The organism is Microbacterium sp. NPDC056052 (genome assembly GCF_042266785.1).
GTDB lineage: Bacteria > Actinomycetota > Actinomycetes > Actinomycetales > Microbacteriaceae > Microbacterium.
The window spans coordinates 179,127-195,884 of sequence record NZ_JBHJWV010000001.1 but is presented as its reverse complement, the minus strand read 5'-3'; the positions used below and the strand labels follow the sequence as shown (position 1 = coordinate 195,884).

At 71.0% G+C, this 16,758-nt stretch carries 18 protein-coding genes; 3 read left to right on the top strand and 15 right to left on the bottom strand.

Annotation, left to right across the window (positions count from 1 at the left end):
• Positions 1-2: 2 nt before the first annotated feature.
• The 11 genes from ACFC1J_RS00955 to rplU form a co-directional block, all read right to left on the bottom strand.
• Entirely contained in the window at positions 3-2,357 is a 2,355-nt protein-coding gene (locus tag ACFC1J_RS00955; protein WP_375901666.1) for an FdhF/YdeP family oxidoreductase, read from the bottom strand.
• On the bottom strand, positions 2,354-3,238 hold the full coding sequence (gene fdhD / locus ACFC1J_RS00950) for a formate dehydrogenase accessory sulfurtransferase FdhD (protein WP_375901664.1): 885 nt from the start codon (positions 3,236-3,238) through the stop codon (positions 2,354-2,356). The genes ACFC1J_RS00955 and fdhD overlap by 4 nt, the downstream gene beginning before the upstream one ends.
• 38 nt (positions 3,239-3,276) lie before the next feature.
• On the bottom strand, positions 3,277-3,666 hold the full coding sequence (rsfS, locus tag ACFC1J_RS00945) for a ribosome silencing factor (RefSeq protein WP_375901663.1): 390 nt from the start codon (positions 3,664-3,666) through the stop codon (positions 3,277-3,279).
• Positions 3,663-5,156 (bottom strand): hypothetical protein, encoded by a 1,494-nt coding sequence (locus tag ACFC1J_RS00940; RefSeq protein ID WP_375901661.1) that lies wholly within the window; start codon positions 5,154-5,156, stop codon positions 3,663-3,665. Before ACFC1J_RS00940 ends, rsfS begins: the two co-directional genes overlap by 4 nt.
• Positions 5,153-5,749: a nicotinate-nucleotide adenylyltransferase gene (gene nadD / locus ACFC1J_RS00935; protein ID WP_375901660.1), complete on the bottom strand. Its 597-nt coding sequence runs from the start codon at positions 5,747-5,749 to the stop codon at positions 5,153-5,155. The genes ACFC1J_RS00940 and nadD overlap by 4 nt, the downstream gene beginning before the upstream one ends.
• Positions 5,750-5,758: 9 nt before the next feature.
• Positions 5,759-5,986, bottom strand: coding sequence for a hypothetical protein (locus tag ACFC1J_RS00930; RefSeq protein ID WP_375901658.1), 228 nt, complete (start codon positions 5,984-5,986; stop codon positions 5,759-5,761).
• 48 nt (positions 5,987-6,034) lie between these two features.
• Positions 6,035-7,261, bottom strand: coding sequence for a glutamate-5-semialdehyde dehydrogenase (locus ACFC1J_RS00925; protein ID WP_375902691.1), 1,227 nt, complete (start codon positions 7,259-7,261; stop codon positions 6,035-6,037).
• 126 nt (positions 7,262-7,387) lie between these two features.
• Positions 7,388-8,170 carry a glutamate 5-kinase gene (gene proB, locus ACFC1J_RS00920; RefSeq protein ID WP_375901656.1) on the bottom strand — a complete coding sequence of 261 codons (783 nt, stop codon included), beginning with the start codon at positions 8,168-8,170 and terminating at the stop codon, positions 7,388-7,390.
• Positions 8,167-9,696, bottom strand: coding sequence for a GTPase ObgE (gene obgE / locus ACFC1J_RS00915; protein WP_375901655.1), 1,530 nt, complete (start codon positions 9,694-9,696; stop codon positions 8,167-8,169). Before obgE ends, proB begins: the two co-directional genes overlap by 4 nt.
• A gap of 117 nt (positions 9,697-9,813) precedes the next feature.
• Positions 9,814-10,071 carry a 50S ribosomal protein L27 gene (gene rpmA / locus ACFC1J_RS00910; RefSeq protein ID WP_375901653.1) on the bottom strand — a complete coding sequence of 86 codons (258 nt, stop codon included), beginning with the start codon at positions 10,069-10,071 and terminating at the stop codon, positions 9,814-9,816.
• A 20-nt stretch (positions 10,072-10,091) separates the two neighbouring features.
• A complete protein-coding gene (gene rplU, locus ACFC1J_RS00905; RefSeq protein ID WP_233309240.1) occupies positions 10,092-10,400 on the bottom strand; it encodes a 50S ribosomal protein L21 in 309 nt (102 codons plus the stop codon).
• A 271-nt stretch (positions 10,401-10,671) separates the two neighbouring features.
• Between rplU and ACFC1J_RS00900 the strand changes: the two genes are divergently transcribed.
• Together ACFC1J_RS00900 and ACFC1J_RS00895 are read left to right on the top strand one after the other, a co-directional pair.
• The gene (locus tag ACFC1J_RS00900; protein ID WP_375901652.1) at positions 10,672-10,971 is read left to right on the top strand and encodes a DUF4031 domain-containing protein; all 300 of its coding nucleotides are present in this window, start codon (positions 10,672-10,674) and stop codon (positions 10,969-10,971) included.
• Positions 10,968-11,138: a TMEM175 family protein gene (locus tag ACFC1J_RS00895; protein ID WP_375901650.1), complete on the top strand. Its 171-nt coding sequence runs from the start codon at positions 10,968-10,970 to the stop codon at positions 11,136-11,138. The genes ACFC1J_RS00900 and ACFC1J_RS00895 overlap by 4 nt, the downstream gene beginning before the upstream one ends.
• 34 nt (positions 11,139-11,172) lie before the next feature.
• Here ACFC1J_RS00895 and ACFC1J_RS00890 read toward each other — a convergent pair whose 3' ends face one another.
• Entirely contained in the window at positions 11,173-13,599 is a 2,427-nt protein-coding gene (locus ACFC1J_RS00890) for an Rne/Rng family ribonuclease (protein ID WP_375901648.1), read from the bottom strand.
• 262 nt (positions 13,600-13,861) lie between these two features.
• Here ACFC1J_RS00890 and ACFC1J_RS00885 point away from each other — a divergent pair, with 262 nt between their 5' ends.
• Positions 13,862-14,473, top strand: a complete 612-nt coding sequence (locus ACFC1J_RS00885) for a vitamin K epoxide reductase family protein (protein ID WP_375901646.1) — start codon at positions 13,862-13,864, stop codon at positions 14,471-14,473.
• Between the two features lie 63 nt (positions 14,474-14,536).
• Here the strand turns inward: ACFC1J_RS00885 and ndk are convergent, their stop codons facing one another.
• From ndk to ACFC1J_RS00870, 3 genes are read right to left on the bottom strand one after another with little or no spacing between them, the layout of a single operon-like run.
• The gene (ndk, locus tag ACFC1J_RS00880) at positions 14,537-14,953 is read right to left on the bottom strand and encodes a nucleoside-diphosphate kinase (protein ID WP_375901645.1); all 417 of its coding nucleotides are present in this window, start codon (positions 14,951-14,953) and stop codon (positions 14,537-14,539) included.
• An 11-nt stretch (positions 14,954-14,964) separates the two neighbouring features.
• Positions 14,965-15,441, bottom strand: a complete 477-nt coding sequence (locus ACFC1J_RS00875; protein WP_375901643.1) for a DUF4233 domain-containing protein — start codon at positions 15,439-15,441, stop codon at positions 14,965-14,967.
• Positions 15,429-16,739 (bottom strand): bifunctional folylpolyglutamate synthase/dihydrofolate synthase, encoded by a 1,311-nt coding sequence (locus ACFC1J_RS00870; protein ID WP_375902689.1) that lies wholly within the window; start codon positions 16,737-16,739, stop codon positions 15,429-15,431. Before ACFC1J_RS00870 ends, ACFC1J_RS00875 begins: the two co-directional genes overlap by 13 nt.
• Between the last annotated feature and the right edge of the window lie 19 nt (positions 16,740-16,758).

Sequence of the window (16,758 nt, the reverse complement as noted above, 5' to 3'; positions counted from 1 at the left end):
GCTCAGGCCGCGCGCGCCGCGGACCGGGTGACGGTGACCTGGATGCTCTTCATGAGCGGCTGATCGCTCTGCGCGCTGAAGTCGGCATGTCCGATCAGCACGTTCAGCTCCGGCATGTAGCCGGCCGCGCAGCCCTGCGGAAGGTCATAGGGCACCGCACGGAAGGCGTGCACGACGCGGGTGGATCCGTCCTTCGAGGTCGACCGGATGTCGACGAGATCCCCCTCCGCGATCCCCCTCGCGCGCATGTCGTCCGCGTGCAGGAAGATCAGCTCGCGCAGGTTCTTCACGCCGCGATAGCGATCGTTGCTCGAGTAGATCGTCGTGTTCCACTGGTCGTGCGAGCGCATGGTCTGCAGCACCAGCGTCTCGGCGGATGCGGGGATCACATCGGGCAGCGGCGCGTGCGAGAACTCCGCCCGCCCGGACTCCGTCTCGAAGACCCGTTCGCGGGCGGGCTGCGGGATGCGGAATCCGTGACGGTTGCGGATCAGGTCGTTGAAGCCCTCGAAGCCGGGGAGAACCTGCGCCATGACATCCCTGATCCGGTCGTAATCGGCGATGTAGTCCTCCCAGGGGGTCTGCGACGCCGGCAGGGTGGCCATCGCGATCCCGGCGATGATCGCGGGCTCCGAGCGCAGGTAGGCCGACGCCGGGCGCTTGCGCCCCACCGAGAGGTGCACCATGCTCATCGCATCCTCGACCGTGACGCCCTGCGGGCCGGCCTGCTGCTGGTCGCGCTCGGTGCGTCCGAGGCAGGGCAGGATCAGCGCCTTCCCACCATGGACGAGATGGCTGCGGTTGAGCTTGGTGCTCACCTGCACGGTCAGCCGGCAGCGGCTGAGGGCTTCGGCGGTGTATGCCGTGTCGGGGGCGGCCAGCACGAAGTTCCCGCCCATGCCGACGAAGACCTTGACCGTTCCGTCGTGCATGCCGCGGATCGTCTTGACGGTGTCCAGGCCGGGATGGCGGGGCGGTTCGATGCGGCAGACCTCGGCGAGCCGGTCCGTCCAGGGGGGCGGGCGGTGGTCGATGCCGCAGGTGCGGTTGCCCTGCACGTTGCTGTGCCCGCGCACGGGCGACGGTCCGGTCCCTGGACGCCCGACGTTGCCGCGCAGCAGCAGCAGGTTCACGATCTCGCGCACGGTGTCCACGCCGTGCTCGTGCTGGCTCACGCCGAGGCACCAGCTGATCACCGTCCGCTCCGAGCCGAGGTAGATCGCCGCGGCTTCGCGGATCTGCCCCTCGCTGAGGCCGGACTGCCGCACGAGCTCCGCCCAGGGCGTGGCCTCGACGAGTGCGCGGTAGTCCTCGAGCCCGTTCGTGCAGGCGCGGAGGAATGCGGTGTCGAGGACAGCGGGATCCGCCGCGGCCGCCTCGAAGACGACCTTGGCCATCCCGCGGATGAGCGCGAGATCGCCGCCGAGCCGCACCTGCAGATTCATCGTGCTCGTGGCGGTGCTCTTGAACAGCGCCATGTCGACGAAGTCGTGCGGCACGATCGTCCGCGTCGCCCCCACCTCGACGAGCGGATTGACGTGCACCACCTGGGCGCCGCGGCGGACGGCATCGGACAGCGCCGTCAGCATGCGCGGAGCGTTCGATGCGGCGTTCACGCCGAGGACGAAGAGCGCGTCGCACTCCTCCCAGTCGCGCAGATCCGCGGTTCCCTTGCCCGTGGCGAGCGAGGCCTTCAGCGCGCGTCCCGAGGCCTCGTGGCACATGTTCGAGCAGTCAGGGAGGTTGTTGGTGCCGTACTCGCGCACCATGAGCTGGTACAGGAACGTCGCCTCGTTGCTCAGGCGGCCCGAGGTGTAGAAGCTGGCCTCGTCGGGGCTGTCCAGACCGCGCAGCTCATCGCCGATGAGAGCGAACGCCTCGTCCCAGGAGATCGGCACGTACCTGTCGCTCGCGGCGTCGTAGCTCATCGGCTCGGTGAGGCGCCCCTGGTCCTCGAGGTCGAAGTCCGTCCACTGGGACAGCTCGGCGACCGTGTGCGAGGCGAAGAACTGCCGGTCGACGCGCTTGTGCGTCATCTCCCACGTGACGTGCTTGATGCCGTTCTCGCAGATGTCCAGGCGCAGGTTGCCCGGATCGTCCGGCCAGGCGCACCCTGGGCAGTCGTATCCGGATCCGCCGTGGTTCATGATGAGCATCGCGCCGGAGCCGGCGATCGGCTCGCGCTCGCGCAGCAGCACCTGCCCGACGGACTTCGCCGCACCCCAGCCCGCGGCCGGGTGACGGTAGGGCTTCCGCGACCAGGCAGCCGTCGTGCGCGGCCCGTAGCCGCCCTGCCGCGGCTCGTCCGGCATGAGTCCGAAGGCCGTTCCCCCACGCGCGTCCACGTCGTCGCTCATCGCTCTGTCCGTCCTCCTCGCACGGGCTCCTCGCCCTGCGTCGCCGCATCGATCAGTACGCGCTGCGCATGCGCGTACACGTTCATGGATCGTCCTCGCACGAAGCCGATCAGCGTCAGCCCGGTCTGCTCGGCGAGCTCCGCGGCCAGCGAGGACGGCGCGGAGACCGCCGAGAGGATCGGGATCCCCGCCATGGCGGCCTTCTGCACGAGCTCGAAGCTCGCCCGTCCCGAGACCTGCAGCACGGTGGAGCGCAGCGGGAGCCGCCCCTCCTGCAGCGCCCAGCCGACGACCTTGTCCACGGCGTTGTGCCTGCCCACGTCCTCCCGGATCACGAGCAGCTCGCCGCTGACGGCATCGAAGAGCGCGGCGGCGTGCAGTCCCCCGGTCTTGTCGAACGCGGCCTGTTCGGCGCGGAGCCGGTCCGGCAGCTCGGCGATCCATCCCGCCTCGACCTGGACGTCGTCCTGCGTCACGTCGTGGTGCGACACCGTCCGCACGGCGTCGATGCTGGCCTTCCCGCACACGCCGCACGAACTGGTCGTGTAGAAACGGCGCGCCTCGTCGGCGCCGGGCAGCCGTACGCCGGGGGCGAGGGACGTGTCGAGCACGTTGTAGGTGTTCTCGGCGCCGCCGGTGCCGGGGCCGCCGCAGTGGATCGCGGCACGGAAGTCGGACCTCTCCGAGATCACGCCCTCCGAGACGAGGAATCCGATCGCGAGTTCGACGTCATGCCCGGGGGTGCGCATCGTGACTGCGAGCGGCGCACCGCCGATCCGGATCTCCAGCGGCTCCTCGACCGCGAGCGTGTCGGCGCGACGATGCACGCCCTCCCCCAGGGCGATCCGGGTGACCGGCCGCAGCGTCGTGATCCGTCCCACGGCTCGACCCTACTCGCGGATCGCGGATCCTCGCCGGATCAGTCCCGCTCGGCGGTCACACCGAGCGGCGTGGGCTCGGCGATCGGCACCACGGGGCAGTCCTTCCAGAGGCGCTCCAGGCCGTAGTACGTGCGCTCCTCCTCGTGGAAGACGTGCACGATGAGGTCGCCGAAGTCGAGCAGCACCCAGCGGGCCTCGCTGCGGCCCTCGCGGCGCACGCGCTTGTGGCCGGCCTCGATCATCCTGTCCTCGACCTCGTCGGCGATCGCGGCGACGTTGCGCTCGCTGTTGCCGGTGACGAGGAGGAAGATGTCGACGAGCGGCAGCGGCTCTGACACATTCAGCGCGAGCAGGTCCTCTCCGCCCTTGGAACGGGCCGCGTCTGCGGCGATCTGCAGCATGTCTGCGGCGGACGGCGACTGCATCATGAAGAGAACGCTCCTGTGGTGATGGCGACGATGAGCGCGCCGACCAGGGCGACGGCGAGAGCGCCGGCGGTGATGGTCAGAGCGAGCATGAGCTTGTTGCCCTTTTCGGGCTCGGGCGGGCGAATGACCTCGCCGGCGGGCTTGATCGTGCCGATCGCCGCGCTGGCGGCGATCGGGGTGGGCGAGGACGCGGGCGCGAGCTCGCCGTCGACGAGAACCGCGTCGACCTCTTTGCCGTCGGCCATGCCGTCGGCGTGGCCGCGCGAGCCGAGACCCGAGGGAAGGTCGTAGCTGCCGGTGACGAGGATCTCGCCGGTGGAGGCGACGGGGCCCGACAGCGACAGGCCGGCAGGCGCCTGCTGGAAGATCAGCGCGTTCGGCGCGGCGTGGTGCGACCCCGTGGAGTCCCCGATCAGCGCGTCGAAGGAATCCACCTGCGGGGTGCGCGCCTGCTCCGTGAGCACGCGCTCGCCGAAACCGGCGTTGACCGTGGATTCGGACCCTGCGGCGGGCGCGGCCGGAGACACGGGGCCCGGGGCGGCCTCGGCGGGCGCAGCCGGAGCCGGAGTGGCAGGGGTCTGCGGCGCCTCGGCGGCGGAGTCCGCCGCGGCCGACCAGAGGGCCGTCTGCTCGGACGAGAAGGGCAGGCTCACCGGATCGGCATCCGGCGCGGGGACCGCGGGCAGCAGCGAGGCGGAGGCCGAGTCGGCCTGGCGGACGGACTGCGCGTCTTCGACGGCCTTGGGCGCCACGGAGACGGGATCCGCGTGCCACATGCGTCCGGTCTCCTCCTCGGCGCGCATGACGGAGGAGACCGACACCGGCGCGACGCCCTGTTCGGCGTCGTCGACGCCGTCCTGCTCATCGGGCTCCGGAGCCGACACCGGCGCGGCGGACTCGAAGGAACGGCGACGGCTCGGGTAGCTGGGTCGCGGCACGTCCGTGATCATCTCCGACGCCTCGGACGCGGCCGGCTCGGACGCGACAGGCGCCGCTGCAGAAACCGGCGGCGGGGCGAAAGCGGAGGCGGGCGCCGACGGCGCCGCGGCGGGCTCCACGACGGCAGAGGAAGACGCAATCGGGGCATCCTGCGCGGCCGGATCGAACACCGGCAGCACGCCGGTGCGGATCCGCTCCTGCTCGCGCTTCTGGCGGCGGGTGAGCGGCTCCTCGCCCTCGCCGGAGTCCTGGCGCTCGATACCGGCCCCTGCGGGAGCCGGAACGGCGGCCTCGGCGACGGGCGCGTCGGCGACGGGCGCTGAAACGGGTTCGGCAACGGGCGTCTCAACGACGGGCTCCGCCACCGGCGCAGCCGCGGCGGGTTGAGCGACCGCGGAGGCGATGCTCTGCCGGCGTGCCGCCTCGGCCTCCTCCGGAGTGACGATCGGGGTCGATCCGGTGAGGCGCGCCTCCCGCAGCTGCTTGCGAGTCAGCTGGCTGCTGCCAGATGACTGATCAGCAATGTGCGCCTGCTGATCCGATGTGCTCATGACGTGCTCCGATAAAGATGATGCTTCGCGATGTACTGGACCACACCGTCCGGCACGAGGTACCAGACGGGATCCCCCTCGCGGACGCGGGATCGGCAATCGGTCGACGAGATCGCGAGGGCGGGGACTTCGAGCTGGCTGACGTCGTCACTGGGCAGACCGTCCGTGCTCAGCACGTGACCTGGTCGGGAAACCGCGACGAAGTGGGCCAGATCCCACAGTTCATCATGATCCCTCCAGCTGAGAATCTGCGCCACGGCGTCTGCACCCGTGATGAAGAAGAACTCCGCATTCGGGCGCTGCGCCTTCAGATCCCGCAACGTGTCGATCGTGTAGGTCGGGCCCTCACGATCGATGTCCACGCGGCTGACGGTGAACGAGGGGTTCGAGGCCGTCGCGATGACCGTCATCAGATAGCGGTGCTCGCTGTCCGACACGTCGCTCTTCTGCCACGGCTGGCCCGTGGGCACGAAGACGACCTCGTCCAGTCCGAACGAGTGCGCCACTTCGCTGGCAGCAACGAGGTGACCGTGATGGATGGGGTCGAACGTTCCGCCCATCACGCCGATCCGCGGCGCCGGAGTGGTCGTCATCGGATCAGCTCAGTGACCGTGACCGGCCCCATGTCCCTCGTGGCCGTGCTCCGCCGCCCACGCCTGCGCCTTGCGGTCGTGGCGGTTGGCGACGTTGCGGTAGGAGAGCGCGACCAGGCCGAGCAGCGCGAACACGCCGGCGGCGATCAGACCGAACGGAAGGGTCTCCAGCGCCACGTTTCCGTGGTGCTCGTTGGTCTCTGCGGCGGTCTGCACGAGCTGTGCGACGAGGTTCATCGATTCTCCAGAGTGATCAGGGTGGATCTCAGCTCCTCAGTCTAGCCCTCAGCCGCGCGTCTGCCCCGACCCCCGCGCAAGCCACTTGGTGCTGGTCAGCTCGGCGAGTCCCATCGGGCCCCTGGCGTGCAGCTTCTGCGTGGAGATGCCCACCTCGGCGCCGAAGCCGAACTCGCCCCCGTCGGTGAACCGGGTCGAGGCGTTCGCCATCACGACGGCCGAGTCGACCTCGGCGAGGAAGCGCTCGATCGCGAGGGCGTCGGTGCTGATGATCGACTCGGTGTGCCCCGTGCTGTACTGCCGGATGTGCGCGAGCGCGCCGTCGAGATCGTCCACGACGCGCATCGACAGGTCGAGGCTCATGTGCTCGGTCGCCCAGTCCTCGTCCGTCGTCGGGACCGCCTCGGGCACGAGCCGGCGGACGTCCTCGTCGCCGTGGATCGTGACGCCCTGCGCGATCAGCGCTTCCGCGACCTCCGGGACGAGCCGGTCGGCGGCGGCGCGGAGCACCAGGACGGTCTCGACGGCGTTGCACACGCTGGGGCGCTGCACCTTGGCGTTCACGACGATGTCGCGCGCCCAGTCCCGCGGCGCGGTCTCGTCCAGCACGATGTGCACCACGCCGGCGCCGGTCTCGATCACGGGGACCGTGGACTCGGTCACGACGGTCTCGATGAGCCCTGCGCTGCCGCGCGGCACGAGCACGTCGATGAGACCGCGGGCGTGCATCATCGCCGTGGCGCCGGCGCGACCGAAGTCGTCCACGGTCTGGATCGCCTCCGCGGTCACCCCCGCTGCGTCGAGGGCGTCGCGCATGACGCGCACGAGCACGGTGTTGCTCTCCTTGGCGGCGCTGCCCCCGCGCAGAACGGCCGCATTGCCCGACCGCAGCGCGAGCGCGGCGATGTCGACCGTGACGTTGGGGCGCGCCTCGTAGATCGCGCCGACCACGCCGAAGGGCACCCGCACCTGCTCGAGGGCGACGCCGTTGGGCATGCGATGCCCGCCGACGACGCGGCCGACGGGGTCCGGCAGGGTGGCTACCTCGCGCACGGCAGCCGCCAGCGCGTCGATCCGCTTCTCGTCCAGGCGCAGCCGGTCCAGGAGCCCATCACCGATGCCGTCCTCCGCGCCGCGCGCGAGGTCGCGCGCGTTGGCGGCGATGATGTCGGCCGACGAGGCCGTGAGCGCGTCGGCGATGGCGTGCAGAGCGGCCACCTTGCCGGCGCTCGTGAGTCGTGCGATCTCGCGGGACGCCTCCTTGGCGGCGCGCATGCGCGCCTCGGGCGAATCCGGTCCGTCCTGCGCGGAGGCGTCTGCGGGCACGGCAAAGTCGGCGATCACGGTGGACATGCGGTCAGTGTACCCACGCGCCGTGCCCCTGAGGCCCGGATGACGGAATCAGACCGCGGGTTCGAACCAGGTGCCGATCTCGGCGCCGGAGAGCGCCTCGGCGACCAGATCCGCACTGGTCACCAGCACGCCGATGCCGCTCGCCGCAGCCAGACGGGCGGCGGAGACCTTGGTCGCCGCTCCCCCGGTGCCGACGCTGTTCACGACGGTCGCGCCGAACTCGAGGCCGGACAGGTCGGCGCCCGCCGCGACGATGTCGAGCGGTTCGGCGGCAGGGTCGGACGGCGGCCGCGTGTAGAGCGACTCGACATCGCTGAGCAGAACCAGCGCATCGGCCCCGGTCAGCTGCGCCACCAGCGCGCCGAGCCGGTCGTTGTCCCCGAAGCGGATCTCCTGCGTGGCGACGGTGTCGTTCTCGTTCACGATCGGCAGCACGCGCAGCCCGAGCAGGCGCTCCATGGCGCGGCGCGCGTTGCTGCGCGAGGTCGGATGCTCCAGGTCGCCGGTGGTCAGCAGCACCTGCCCCGCCACGATGCCGTGCGGACGCAGGGCCTCCTGGTAGCGGTAGATCAGCACGTTCTGCCCGACAGCGGCCGCGGCCTGCTGCGTGGCGAGGTCGGTGGGCCGGGCGTCGAGCTGCAGGAACGGGATCCCGGTCGCGATCGCACCGGAGGACACCAGGACGATCTCGGTGCCGCGCGCGTGCGCCTCTGCGAGCGCCTCGACGAGCAGCGGGATCCGCCAGGCCGCGTCGCCGCTGATCGAGGAGGATCCGACCTTGACGACGATCCGCGCCGCCGACGGCAGGTCCGCCCGGGTCAGCGCCGTCACTCGACGTCCTCGCTGCCGGCGTCCTCCCCCGCTGCGGCGCCTCGTGCGAGGCGCCGCTCCTCGAGCTCGGCCCGGGCGGCCGCCTTCGCGTCCATGCGCTCGTGGTACCGCTCGCGGCGCTCATTCGTGGTGCGGCGGGTGTTCGGGTCGAAGCGCGAGTCCAGACCGCGCGGCGAGGTGATGAGCTCGGCGGCGGAGGACATCTGCGGCTCCCAGTCGAACACGATGCTCTCGCCGGGGCCGATCACGACGGTGGATCCGCGCTCGGCGCCCAGGCGGAACAGCTCGTCCTCGACGCCGAGCTTCTCGAGCCGGTCGGCGAGGAAGCCCACGGCCTCCTCGTTCTGGAAGTCGGTCTGCTGCACCCAGCGCACCGGCTTGTCGCCGAGGATCCGATACACGTTGCCGTAGCTGCCGCCCTCGACGCGGATCTCGAACTCGCGCTTCGAGCCGCGCGGCCGGATGACGACGCGTTCCTTGGGCGCCGCAGCGGCCGCGGCCAGCTCTGCGCGGTGCGCGTCGACGATCTCGCCGAGCGCGAAGGTCAGCGGTCGCAGCCCCTCGTGCGACACGGTGGAGATCTCGAACACGCGGAAGCCGCGCTCCTCGAGCTCTGGACGCACGAAGTCGGCGAGCTCGCGGGCCTCCGGCACATCGATCTTGTTGAGCGCGATCACCTGCGGGCGCTCCAGCAGCGGGACCTGTCCCTCCGGCACCTCGTAGGCGGCGAGCTCGGCGAGGATCACGTCGAGGTCGCTGAGCGGATCGCGGCCCGGCTCGAGCGTGGCGCAGTCGAGCACGTGCAGGAGCGCGGAGCAGCGCTCCACGTGCCGCAGGAACTGCAGACCGAGGCCGCGGCCCTCGCTCGCGCCCTCGACGAGGCCCGGCACGTCGGCCACGGTGTAGCGCGACTCTCCGGCCTGCACGACGCCGAGGTTCGGATGCAGCGTGGTGAACGGGTAGTCCGCGATCTTCGGCCGCGCGGCGGAGATCGCCGCGATCAGGCTCGACTTGCCGGCGGACGGGTAGCCGACCAGCGCCACGTCGGCGACGGTCTTGAGCTCGAGCACGACATCGCCCTCGAAGCCGGGCGTGCCCAGGAGGGCGAAACCGGGCGCTTTGCGCTTCGGCGTCGCGAGCGAGGCGTTGCCGAGGCCGCCCTGACCGCCCGCGGCGACCACGAAGCGCTCGCCGGGGGTGATCAGGTCGGCGAGGACTTCGCCGTCCGGGCTCTTGACGACCGTGCCGACGGGCACGGGCAGCTCGAGGTCCTCGCCGTCGTAGCCGGAGCGGTGGTCCCCCATCCCGAAGCCGCCGTTCTGCGACGTGCGGTGCGGCGAGTGGTGGTACGACAGCAGCGTCCCGGTCTGCGGGTCGGCCACGAGGACGATGTCGCCGCCGTCACCGCCCTTGCCGCCGTCCGGGCCGCCGAGCGGCTTGAACTTCTCGCGGTGCACCGACACGCAGCCGTTGCCGCCCTTGCCCGCGCGCAGGTGCAGCGTCACCCTGTCGACGAACGTGACCATGCGGATCCTCCTGGATTGGTGCGGGAAGGGACGTGCCCGGAGATATGGAAACGGGGCGAGCCGAAGCCCGCCCCGTTGCCGAACAGTGCCCAACCGGTGGCTGAGCCTGTGGAAGCCTTACTCGGCAGTCGCGACGATGTTGACGACCTTGCGGCCGCCCTTCGCGCCGAACTCGACCGCGCCGGCGGCGAGGGCGAACAGCGTGTCGTCGCCGCCACGGCCGACGTTCACGCCGGGGTGAAAGTGCGTGCCGCGCTGGCGGACGAGGATCTCGCCGGCGCTGACGGTCTGGCCGCCGAAGCGCTTCACGCCGAGTCGCTGTGCGTTGGAGTCACGACCGTTGCGGGTCGAGCTCGCACCCTTTTTGTGTGCCATTTCTCAGCTCCTCTTCGTGCTTACTTGATGCCGGTGATCTTGACGCGCGTGAGGTCCTGACGGTGGCCCTGGCGCTTCTTGTAACCGGTCTTGTTCTTGAACTTCTGGATGACGATCTTCGGGCCGCGGAGGTGGCTGACGACCTCGGCGGTGACCTTGACCTTCGCGAGCTTGTCGGCGTCGGTGGTGATCTTGTCACCGTCGACGAGGAGCACCGCGGCGAGCTCGACCTTGTCGCCCTGGGCCGCCTTCAGGCGGTCGAGCTGAACGATCGTGCCGACCTCGACCTTCTCCTGGCGTCCACCGGCGCGCACTACTGCGTAAACCACTTCATACCTGTTTCGTTGGGGAGCGGAACCGCTCCGTAATCTCACGGGAAGACTGTGCTTGCATCGCGCCACAGCAGAGGGATCCGCAGTGGCGGGCGCGAGTTGCATGATCCCGCGGCGGCCGAGTGGGGCGTCCGGCGCGGTGCACCAAGGAGCTACTTTACCGGATCCACGGCCCCCTCGCAAAGCGAGCGCCGCTGTGTCGGGATCCCGGATCCGATCACGGAGCGGATCGGCCTCGACGCCTCTCCCCGCGTCTAGGATCGGCGGAATGGCGATCCTCGTAGACGATCCGATCTGGCCCGCGCACGGCCGCCTCTGGGCGCACCTTGTCAGCGACGCCAGCGTCGCCGAGCTGCATGCCTTCGCCGCGCTGCACGACATCCCCCGGCGGGCGTTCGACCTGGACCACTACGACGTCCCCGCCGACGCGCTGGACCGGCTCGTCGCGGGCGGCGCGGAGCACGTGGGCGGCAAGGAGCTCACCCGCCGGCTGATCGCATCCGGCCTGCGGGTCCCGGCCCGCGACCGCGTCGGGGGCCACGATCACGACACGAGGATCCCGCGATGACCTCGAGCAGGCTGGAGGCGTTCAGCGACGGCGTCCTCGCGATCGTCATCACGGCGATGGTGCTCGGGCTCGCCGTGCCGAAGGCGGACCGCCGGGTCGAACGCTACCTGCGCACGCACCACGGCGAGGTCCCCGTGGGGAACGACGAAGAGGACCCGGCGCCGTAGCGCCGAGCCCTCCTGACGTGGCCCTGCGGGCCGGTCAGCCCTGGTCCGCCTGCGGCGCGGCCTCGGTCGTGTGCACGATGGCGGTGCCCGCGGAGAGGGCGGCGGTGCTCACGCGGCGACGGTTGCGGCCCTGCCCCGGCGCCTTCGGCTCCGGAAGCGCGTCCAGCACGGAGTCGAGCAGCTGCTCCGCCTCCGTCTTGGGCGACTTGCCGCGGTCGGAGCCGCGCTTCTTGCGCGGCTTCTTGGCGCGATCCTGCCCCGCGCGCTCGGTCGGCGCCTCGGTCACGGGCTCGAGCGGTGCCTCGCCGGCCGCCGCCTCGGCGGCGCGGCTGGAGGCGGCGATCTGGGCGAGGGCGGACTTCGCGCCCTCCGGGATCACGTGCGTGCCGCCGTTCGCAGGTGCCGCCGCAGCCGCCGGGGCCGGTGCGCCGGCGTTCGCGGAGCCGTTCCCGCCGCGCTGGCGACGGTTGGAGCTCTGCTGGGGTGCGGCCGCGCGGTGCTTCACGACCGGGTCGTGGTGCACGATCACGCCACGGCCCGCGCACACCTCGCAGGGCTCGCTGAAGGTCTCCAGCAGGCCCAGACCGAGCTTCTTGCGGGTCATCTGCACGAGACCGAGCGAGGTGACCTCGGCCACCTGGTGCTTGGTGCGGTCGCGGCTCAGGCACTCGACGAGACGACGCAGCACGAGGTCGCGGTTCGACTCGAGCACCATGTCGATGAAGTCGACGACGATGATGCCGCCGATGTCGCGCAGACGCAGCTGGCGGACGATCTCCTCCGCGGCCTCGAGGTTGTTCTTGGTGACGGTCTCCTCGAGGTTTCCGCCCGAGCCGACGAACTTGCCGGTGTTGACGTCGACGACCGTCATGGCTTCGGTGCGGTCGATCACGAGGGATCCGCCCGAGGGCAGCCAGACCTTGCGGTCCAGTGCCTTCTCGATCTGCTCGGTCACGCGGAACACGTCGAAAGGATCGCGGACGTCCTCGTACGCCTCAACCCGGTCCAGCAGGTCGGGGGCGACGCCCTCGAGGTAGGAGCGGATGGTGTGGCCGGCGTCGGCGCCCTGGATCCGCATCCGGGTGAAGTCCTCGTTGAAGACGTCGCGCACGATCTTGACGAGCAGGTCGGGCTCGGCGTGCAGCAGCGCGGGCGCCTGCTGGCTCTCCACCTGCTTCTGGATGTAGCTCCACTGCGCGGTGAGGCGCTGCACGTCGTTGGTCAGCTGCTCCTCGGTCGCACCCTCGGCCGCCGTGCGCACGATCACGCCGCTGGACTCGGGGAGCACCTCCTTGAGGATGCGCTTGAGGCGCGCGCGCTCGGTGTCGGGCAGCTTGCGCGAGATGCCGTTCATGGATCCGTTCGGCACGTACACGAGGTAGCGGCCGGGCAGCGAGATCTGGCTGGTGAGGCGGGCGCCCTTGTGGCCCACGGGATCCTTGGTGACCTGCACGAGCACCCGGTCGCCCGCCTTGAGGGCGAGCTCGATGCGGCGCGGCTGGTTGCCGGTCTCGACGCCGTCCCAGTCCACCTCGCCCGAGTACAGCACGGCGTTGCGGCCGCGACCGATGTCGACGAACGCGGCTTCCATGCTGGGCAGGACGTTCTGCACGCGGCCCAGGTACACGTTGCCGATGAGCGATGCGTCCTGATTGCGGGCGACGTAGTGCTCGACGAGCACGTTGTCCTCGAGCACGGCGATCTGGGTGCGGCCGTTCTTGGACCGCACGATCATCTCGCGGTCGACCGCCTCGCGGCGGGCGAGGAACTCGGCCTCGGTCACCACGGGGCGACGACGGCCGGCGTCACGGCCGTCGCGACGGCGCTGCTTCTTGGCCTCGAGCCGGGTGGATCCCTTGATCGCCTTCGGCTCGGTGATGTACTCCACGACGCGCTGCCGCTGGCGCGGCTGCTCGCCGTCGCCGCCGCGCGCGCGGGTGCGACGGTTGTCCTCGCCGTCGTGACCGCTGTCGCGCGTGCGGGCCGGGAGCGTCACGAACGCGGGAGCGTGGAAGTGCAGCTGCGTCGAGACGCGCGACACGAAGATCTCCGGCAGCAGGCCGAGGCTCACCGCGGTCGCGGCCTCCGGCTCCGCGGCGGGCTCGACCGCCGTGGCGGCCGAGGGCTCGGGCTCGACCGCGGCGGTGGGCTCGGGCTCTGCAGCAGCAGGCTCGGCCTCGGCGGTCGTCACGGTCGCGACCTCGGTCGCATCCGCGGATCCCGCCTCGGGGGCCGCTTCGACCTCAGCAGCGGCCTCAGCGACGGCGGGCGCGGCCGCGTCCTCGTCGGATCCGGCCGCGGTCGCCTCGGCGACGGGCGCCTCAGCGGCGTCCACGACGTCGTCGGGAGCGGAATCCTCGTTCGTCGGCGCGGGCGCCGGCTCCGCAGGCTCGGGAACTACCGGCGCCTGCAGCGCGTCGAGATCGAGGGTAGGGGCGTTGTCATTGTTCTCGTCGGCCATCTCTGGCGTACTCCCTGCACGACGGCCCGGCCGTCGTGAATTCTCTCGTGCGGCGCACTCGGCGCCGCGAACTCAATCGGTCTGCGATCGGCATGTGCTCTGATCGCTGGGGGCCGGGGCCCCCGAAGTCTGTATCCGTCGGCCGCCGTCATGGCGGTTCGACCCCTCCATTATCGCACCATCGCGGCAAGATGCCCGACTCGACGCGAACCGATACGTGCGCATGCACGTCGCACAGAAGCGCGACTGCCATAATCGCGGCATGTCCGCACAGCGCACCCGTCCCGTCGGCTACGCCATCTGGCTCATCATCGCGAGCGTCGTCGGGTGGTGGGCCGCCTTCCAGCTCACCCTCGACAAGTTCGCCACCGCGGCGAATCCCAAGGCCGCTCTGGGGTGCGACATCAGCGCCTTCGTGCAGTGCGGCGCGAACCTCGATTCGTGGCAGGGCTCCGTGTTCGGCTTCCCGAACCCGCTCATCGGCCTCACCGGATGGATGGCGCCTCTCGTGGTCGGGGTCGCGATCCTCGCGGGTGCCCGCTTCCCGCGCTGGTTCTGGGGGCTCTTCGGCCTCGGCATCACCGGCGCGTTCGTGTTCATCTGCTGGCTGATCGGACAGAGCTTCTTCTCGCTGCACACCCTGTGCCCGTGGTGCGGCCTGACCTACATCGTGGTGATCCCGACATTCCTGGCCACCGTGCTCCAGCTCTTCGCGAACGGAACCTTCCCGATCAGCCGCAGCGCCCAGGAGCGCGCGAAGCGGCTCGGCGCCTGGGTCCCCCTCGCCTCGATCATCGCGTTCGTCATCGTCATCCTGCTGGCGCAGTCCGCCGGCGTGGACCTGATCGGCGAGGTCATCCGCCTGTTCCGCTGAGCCCGGCGACGAAGAACGCCCCCGTCGCGGCCGAGGCCGGATGGGGGCGTTCTTCGTGCGGGCTCAGCCGAACCAGATGCCGAGCTCACGCGCGGCGGACTCGGGCGAGTCGGAGCCGTGCACCAGGTTCTGCTGCACCTTCAGGCCCCAGTCGCGACCGAAGTCGCCCCGGATCGTGCCGGGGGCCGCGGTGGTCGGGTCGGTCGTGCCGGCCAGCGAGCGGAAGCCCTCGATGACGCGGTTGCCGGCCAGGCGGATCGCCACGGACGGGCCCGACAGCATGAAATCGAGCAGCGGCTCGTAGAACGGCTTGCCCTCGTGCTCGGCGTAGTGCGCGGCCAGGAGGTCGCGGTCGGGGTCGACGAGGCGGATGTCGACGAGGGCATAGCCCTTGGCCTCGATGCGGGCCAGGATCGCGCCGGTCAGGCCGCGCGCGACGCCGTCGGGCTTGACCAGGACGAGGGTCTCTTCGGTGGGCATGTCAGTCACTCTCAGTCGTCGTTTCCAGGGGTGTCGGTGGAGGATCCGGGGGCGGCGCCCGCCGAGGGCTCGGAGGAGCCCGCCGAGCGGGCAGCGCGGTCCGCGCGTCCGCCCACGATCATCGCGTAGGCCCACATGCCGCCGAAGACGATCGCGACCAGCAGGATCGCGGGCACCAGGATGGCGGACAGCAGGACGATGACCTGCAGGATCCATCCCATCACGATTCCGGCTCTGCTGCCCATGAGACCTGCCGCGACGAGCATCGCGACGCCGACGACGGCGCCGCCCACGATGCCCCACCACGGCTCGACGCCAGGGCCGAGCGCCTTCAGGCCGAAGACGGTCAGCCCCGCGAGGCCCACGACGATCGCCTCGAACGCGAGGATGATCGATCCGAGCTTCTGGGCGAGGCCGCGCGGCGGGCGGGCACGGCGGGGCTTCGCGGCCGGGGATCCCGATGCGGTCTCGTCGGTCACGCGCGCCATCCGCTCTTCCAGTCCTCCGCGGCGGCGAGCGAGATCGCCTCGCCCGCCAGCACGACGGATCCGGCGATGATCACCGCGCGCCGGTCTGCCGAGGCCGCCCATTCGCGCGCCGCGTCCGCGGCGTCGGCCAGGGTCGGGTGCACGGTCGCCCTGCCGCCCGCGCGCTCCACCAGATCAGCGAGGGCGTCCGGGTCGCTCGCACGATCCGAGTCGGGAGCGGTCGCGAACACGTGCTCGACGGACGGCAGCAGCGTCTCGACGATGCCGGCCGCATCCTTGTCGCCGAGCACGCCGAGCACGAGGCCCCACTCGTCGAAGTCGAAGCTGTCCTTCATCGCCGCGGCGAGGGCGCGAGCGCCATGCGGGTTGTGCGCGGCGTCGACGATCACGGTCGGCGCGACCCCGAGCAGCTGGAGGCGGCCCGGTGAGGTCGCCCCCGTCAGGCCCTCGGCGAGCACATCGCCCACGATCGCGTGCTGCGCTCCGCCGATGAGCGACTCGACGGCCACGATCGCCAGAGCGGCGTTGAAGCCCTGGTGCTCGCCGTACATCGGCAGGTACTCGTCGGCGTACTGCCCTGCGAGCCCGCGCACGGTGATCTGCTGACCGCCGACGGCGAGGCGCTGCTCGACGAGGGCGAAGTCCTGGCCCTCGAAGGCGATGCTCGCACCGCGCTCCGTCGCGACGCGGCGCAGCACGGCCTCGGCCTCGGGCGTCTGCCGCGAGGAGACCACGGCCGCGCCGTCCTTGATGATCCCGGCCTTCACCTCGGCGATCTTCGCGATCGTGTCGCCGAGACGGTCGGCGTGATCGAGGTCGATCGGCGTGAACACCGCGACATCGCCGTCCGCCGTGTTCGTGGAGTCCCAGGACCCGCCCATGCCGACCTCGAGCACGAGCACGTCGATCGGGGCGTCCGCGCAGGCCACGAACGCGAGCACGGTGAGGAGTTCGAAGAAGGTCAGCGGCGCGTCGCCCGCGGCTTCCAGCTCGGCGTCCACGATGCCCACGAAGGGCTCGATCTCCTCCCAGGCGTCCGCCACGGCGGCGTCCGCGATGGGCTCGCCGTCGATCATGATCCGCTCGGTGAAGCGCTCGAGGTGCGGGCTCGTGAACAGCCCGGTGCGCAGTCCGTGCGCGCGCAGCAGGCTCTCGATCATCCGCGCGGTCGACGTCTTGCCGTTCGTGCCCGTGAGGTGCACGACGCGGTACGTCTTCTGCGGGTCGTCCATGAGCTCGAGCAGGCGCGCCGTGCGCTCCTTGCGGGGCTGCACCCAGCGCTCCCCCGCGCGCTCCATGAGCGCGGAGTAGACCGCG